Raw genomic sequence first — 4,642 nt, 5'->3', positions numbered from 1 at the left:
AGCGGGCAAGATGCCCGCACTACAAGAGTTTCATCATTCAACTTTGTACCTCATGAGAGCAGAAACCGCCAAGCGTGTTCCTGGTAAATCTATTGATTTGTGCTGTACAATTTACAATCCTAGATAAAACTTTCTCTTAATGTTTAGTTGCCGTAGGGTGCGTTCCCTAATGCAAGTCCTACCGCTCCACCAATAGATTTTTGGGGAACGCACCATGCACATTGATTGAATCTGTGAGTTTAAGTGCGATCGCCAAATATTATAAAGTACAATAAAAATACTTAAACAAAGGGCTAAAAATGGTCAAATCAACTTTGTACACGACAGCAAAAGTCCTACCAGGAAATAGAATTGAAATTCAATCTCCAGATCTGACTGTAGGACAAACTGTTGAAGTAGTTATTTTGGTTGAAGAAGTTAGTTCTCATTCTTCTACCACCGAAGATATCTCTCCATCCTTAAAACAGCGTCTTGCTTTTCTGAAGTTACCAATGACTGAACGTAGGAATATTCTCGAAAGTCAAGCTGATATAATGCTCTCTCACTATCAACAAGATTCTGAATGGCAAGAGTTAATGGCAGGTGACATCATTGAGTATTAACCCTGATCTGCCAAAACGTGGAGAAATTTGGTTAGTCAACTTCGATCCTACTGTTGGCGCAGAAATCAAAAAAGTGCGTCCTGCTGTCGTCATCAGTTCCGATTCAGTAGGAAAGCTTCCTATCAAGCTTATTGCTCCTATTACAGACTGGAAAACATATTTTTCATCAAATTTCTGGCACGTTAAAATTGAACCTAACAGTATCAATAGATTGAATAAAGATTCTGCAATTGATACTCTTCAACTAAGGGGGGTGGATTTACAAAGGTTTATTCGTAAATTAGGAAGCATTTCTGAAATTACAATGCTGGAAATTATAGCTTCCATTGTTACTGTAATCGAATTTGAAGTCTAACAAATCATTGCACCCGACCGTGTGTTAGATAACTCGTAATAATGTAGTGTAATATCATGTCCGCGAAATTAGTTACGATATGGAATGTGCCGAGTTGTTGTATCCCCAAATATCAGCATTATTTTTATCGTAAGTGTTTAAGCGGACATGATATAATATGAGCGATCGCTATCAAAAATTATCCGCTTTAGCCTTTAACTATTTATTCACGTTATTCACGACATTACCATGAATCACTTATCTAAACTCATTATCGCTGCTACAACCATAGGATCATTTTACTTGCTATGAGGACGTTGAATAATTGTTTCTACTACTCGTCGTTTTGCTTGTGGATCAATTCCTACTAAACGCACATATTCACCGCTATATTCAGATAAGCAAGATTCTAAATTAGAAATAGCATCGGAATGTGCATCAATATTAAAAAAAGAACCGCAACTTTGCCAAGAACCTGTACGGAAACGTCTTTCATCAATGTGTTCAATGCCAATTTTATAACCTTGAGCTAAAATTTGTCGAACTTGTTCTTGAGTTTCTAAACTTAAATGATTTGCTTGATGATTGATAGGTTTACTAACTGGAACTTCGACAACGGGAGCAGCAACTTGATAACTTTTACCTCGATTTAAACGATTATATTCATCAACTAAATGGGAATTTTCCACCCGTTTTTGTTCACTAACCATGAATTTACCCGACTCAATTAAATGAGAGAGAGTAAAATCTGGCTTTTTAAATGCTGGTGGTCCCTCCAAACTATTTACAACTCGCAAAGAGACATTTTCAAAACCGATTTGATGGATAAAATTACGAATTTGCTCATCATAAATTCGGGAACGCAAAGCACTAAAAAAGTCAATAGATTGTTGAGGAAAAGTATCAACTAATTGTGAAATTTCCCCTTGTGAAAGTCCATCTTCGGTAAAAATTCCCCCCACAATTCCTATTCTATCATCTCGGTTAGGTTCCCAATAAAATTTCTCCATTCTCCCATCACGAATTAATGGTGCGTAGAGGGTAGAAAAATCATTTCCTGTGACAATAATCGGGACACGACATAAAGGATTTGAGTCATAACTTCCCGGTAATTGTACATCTGTGGGATTATCAGCAATATTCATCAATGTAGCATTTACTAATTGAGTATTTACTGTATATTGAGTTCCTTCGTCAAAACGTCCCGCACCCGCATCTAAATCATTAATCATCAGTACGCACATTTTCCCCCGGACTTTGATTAATTCTGCTGTTTCTCGATATCGTAACCGAATTAACCGCGCAGGATCTCCAGCGTCTGGACTTTCTAATTCTCCCCCAGATATTAAAGTTACCCCGATACCCATTTTTTCAAAAACTAACTCACATTGAAAGGATTTTCCCTCTCCTTTGCGACCATGAATACCTAAAATTAGGGGAACTCGAATACCAGGAAGGTTTAAGAAGTTTTTGGTGATATGTACTGCAAGTTTATCAAGAAAACTAGGAGCAATGTAGTAATTCATAGAATTATCCCTGGTGATGATTTATGTAAATTAGTATGTATTATATATTTTTTTGGTAACGATAGTCAATTAAATGATAAATTAAGTTTGTCAGCTTAGAAATTATTTTACTTAATTTTGATTAAGTTCTAATTCTCACTATGAATGATTCATTAATTACTATTACCAAGTTACTAGATGCTGATTTAGAAGAACTAAGGAAAGTTAGTCGAGAAATTTGGTTTACTCATTATCCTACAATTATCAGCAATGAACAAATCGAGTATATGCTAGATAAAATCTATGGAACAGGAGTAATTGAAAATGAAATTTATAATCAAGGGATATTTTATGATCAGGTATTACATAATTCCCAATTAGTCGGTTATTTATCTTATGGTGCAGAAATGATGGATAATATCAGTTATTTAAAATTACATAAATGTTATTTATTACCGTCATTACATGGTTTTGGATATGGTCAAAAGATGTTATTTCATATTTACCAAAAAGCGCAAGCAATGAAATTGAAAAAAATAATTCTTAATGTCAATCAAAGGAATGAAAAAGGGATTAAAGCTTATTCTCGATTTGGTTTTAGAATTATTGATAGTCAGGTAATAAATTTTGGGAATGGCTTTGTGTTGGATGATTATATCATGGGTTACGACATTTAAGAAATAAGAAAGACAATGATAAAACGTAAATATTCAGTTTATTGAGTAGGGTGTGTTAGCGACAGCGTAACGCACCTAATTTCTATGTAATAGTTTTTAATTGTGCAGTGATAAGATGATACAGATTTATCAGAAATTGTACTAATTATAAATGTAATAATTATAAGCACTATATTCTTTTATGTCCAGTGTTTGAATTATTTAGTCACAGCAGTTTTCATATTTTTTATTAATTTTCATTAAAAGTTAAACAGAAAATAATCATTATTTAAACAGGATTTGATATAGTGATTTGTACTGACTGGAATCAGTAAAATTTTGTTTGAAATAATTACGATGAAATGTCATAACTGGTGACTACTACCGCTATAGCCTCTGTTTTCTGCGGATGCTAGTGAGTTAAGAGCGATCGCCTGTAGGCTGTTTGTTTGATCAAAATCACATTTTGAAGTGATGTGTTACGCTTCCCTTACTCATGCTAGGAAGAAGCTACCACACTCAGAATACTACATAACAGTCGTTTTTTTATATACGCAAGATTTCTGCGTGCTAACTAAACCAGGAGTAATTAAAATGAGTCAGCAAAATCTAGTTTTCACCAATCCCAATGAAATTACCATTCCTAATGGTGGAGCAGCAACAACCTACCCCTCAAGTATCAACGTATCGGGGTTAAATGGCACAATTACGAGTTTGAAAGTAACCCTAAGCAATATTAGTCATACTTATCCCGATGACCTTGATGTTCTACTGATAGGTCCTACAGGTGCCAAGGTCTTGTTAATGTCAGACGCAGGTTGGTCTTGGGACTTAAACAATGTCACCTTAACCTTTGACCCCAATGCCAGAGATTTTCTGCCGGATCAAGGTCAGATCAGCAGTGGTAGTTATCGAGCCACAGACTATGAAACAGGTGACAGATTTAATAATTCTCCTGCTCCCAGTGGGGACTATGGAATAGATTTTTCCGTATTTAACAACACCATCCCCAATGGTACATGGAATCTGTATGTAGTGGACGATACAGGGGTAGATATTGGCAACATCGCGGGCGGATGGTCAATAGCTATTGATACTACGGAGGTAACGACAAAACCAATAGTCACATTAGCTACTTCTACGAAAAAAGTAGCAGAAAATAGTGGAGGGAATATTCTCTACACCTTCACCCGAACAGGCAACATCGCCAGTGAGTTAACCGTCAATTACACCGTATCAGGTTCAGCTATATTCAACACAGACTATAGTCAGACTGGTGCCACATCCCATACTGCCACTACCGGAACAGTTTCCTTTGCGGCTGGAGCGGATACAGTTACCCTGACAATTTCTCCTCTTGAGGACAACATTCAAGAAAATGACGAGACTATCATCTTAACCCTGGCAACAGCGACAGATTATATTATTGGTACGACCACAGAATTGACTGGAACGATTACCAACGGGAATGATCAGTTGGAAGCAACAGGCAGTAATCTAGTCAGCAACAAGATATATGACGGAGGCGATGGTACAGACACCCTG

At 36.3% G+C, this 4,642-nt stretch carries 5 protein-coding genes; 4 read left to right on the top strand and 1 reads right to left on the bottom strand.

The window, feature by feature from the left end; genetic code table 11:
* Positions 1-299: 299 nt before the first annotated feature.
* On the top strand, positions 300-602 hold the full coding sequence (locus ACIR310F_RS0117050; RefSeq protein ID WP_028084873.1) for a hypothetical protein: 303 nt from the start codon (positions 300-302) through the stop codon (positions 600-602).
* A complete protein-coding gene (locus ACIR310F_RS0117045; RefSeq protein ID WP_035368307.1) occupies positions 592-957 on the top strand; it encodes a type II toxin-antitoxin system PemK/MazF family toxin in 366 nt (121 codons plus the stop codon). The genes ACIR310F_RS0117050 and ACIR310F_RS0117045 overlap by 11 nt, the downstream gene beginning before the upstream one ends.
* Positions 958-1,235: 278 nt before the next feature.
* On the opposite strand, the gene ACIR310F_RS0117040 is transcribed toward ACIR310F_RS0117045, so the two are convergent.
* Complete coding sequence (locus ACIR310F_RS0117040) at positions 1,236-2,462, bottom strand: ribulose bisphosphate carboxylase small subunit (protein ID WP_028084871.1); 1,227 nt, start codon at positions 2,460-2,462, stop codon at positions 1,236-1,238.
* A gap of 140 nt (positions 2,463-2,602) precedes the next feature.
* Between ACIR310F_RS0117040 and ACIR310F_RS0117035 the strand changes: the two genes are divergently transcribed.
* Complete coding sequence (locus ACIR310F_RS0117035; RefSeq protein WP_028084870.1) at positions 2,603-3,118, top strand: GNAT family N-acetyltransferase; 516 nt, start codon at positions 2,603-2,605, stop codon at positions 3,116-3,118.
* A 573-nt stretch (positions 3,119-3,691) separates the two neighbouring features.
* The coding region (locus ACIR310F_RS22910) for a Calx-beta domain-containing protein (RefSeq protein ID WP_035368305.1) at positions 3,692-4,642 on the top strand (951 nt) is incomplete at its 3' end.

The sequence above is a fragment of the Dolichospermum circinale AWQC310F genome (assembly GCF_000426925.1).
GTDB classification, from domain to species: domain Bacteria; phylum Cyanobacteriota; class Cyanobacteriia; order Cyanobacteriales; family Nostocaceae; genus Dolichospermum; species Dolichospermum circinale.
This window is presented reverse-complemented; position numbering and strand designations above follow the sequence as displayed.

What these genes read in the sequence shown, in the direction of transcription:
- ACIR310F_RS0117050 (WP_028084873.1), top strand. Translation starts at nt 300, where the DNA reads ATGGTCAAATCAACTTTGTACACGACAGCAAAAGTCCTACCAGGAAAT.
- ACIR310F_RS0117040 (WP_028084871.1), bottom strand. Translation starts at nt 2,462, where the DNA reads ATGAATTACTACATTGCTCCTAGTTTTCTTGATAAACTTGCAGTACAT.
- ACIR310F_RS0117035 (WP_028084870.1), top strand. Translation starts at nt 2,603, where the DNA reads ATGAATGATTCATTAATTACTATTACCAAGTTACTAGATGCTGATTTA.